The sequence below is a fragment of the Arthrobacter sp. FW306-1B-G06A genome (assembly GCF_058781765.1).
This window is the reverse complement of sequence record NZ_JBYSXB010000093.1, coordinates 1-738: the sequence shown is the minus strand read 5'-3', so window position 1 is coordinate 738 and position 738 is coordinate 1. Positions and strand designations below refer to the sequence as shown.

Genomic DNA, 738 nt, shown 5'->3' with positions numbered 1-738 from the left:
TGTCGTAGCCTCCTGGCAGAGTGTTTCCATGGAAGCGATCGGATGCGTCGACACCCGGCAGGGCCTTGGGGCCGGTGGGCTTTTCGTGGCGTCGCATCGTGCCCGTGGTCGGCGCGTGGCCGGGGCCCCGGGCACGCCTCCGGGCGGGCTGGTGTTGGTGGATCCGCGCGGGCGGAGCGGACGGCTGGCCGTTCTGGACGGGGCCGTGGCGGCAGCGAGGTCTTTGGCGGACAAAGCCGCGGACGACGTCGGAGTCCTGGGTTTCGAAGAGGCTGTTGCGTTCGCGTCCGGGGTGGAGGAGCTCTCCCGGACCCTGGACTATCTCCAGGTGGCCGCCGCTGCCGGGCTGGACAGGGCCCGGAACGATGAACCCGCCGCCAGGCAGGGCTGGACCACGGGCTGGGCCGCCGGCGCGGATCCAGGCTCCGGCGCGGGCTGGACGTCCGGAACCACCGCGGCCCACGCGGACGCGCAGGCCGGTGCGGCGCCTTCCCCGGGAACGGGCAGCGCCCGGGGCGGGGAGTTCAGGTCCACGGCCGAGCACCTGCGGTCCTTGCTGCGGATCGGTGCCGCCGAGGCCGGGCACCGGCTCGCCCTCGCCCGGGAGCTGCTGCCGGGCCGGAGCCTCACCGGGCAAACGGTCCCTGCCCGGCACGGGGAAACCGCCGCGGCGCTGGCGTCCGGGGTGATCGGGTCCCGCTCGGCCGGGATCATCACGATGGCCGTGGCGAAGGTGCG

1 pseudogene is annotated in these 738 nt (G+C 74.8%); it reads left to right on the top strand.

What is annotated here, in order from left to right:
- Positions 1-28: 28 nt before the first annotated feature.
- Positions 29-738: pseudogene (locus tag AC3WJM_RS23015) on the top strand (hypothetical protein); the annotation flags it as partial.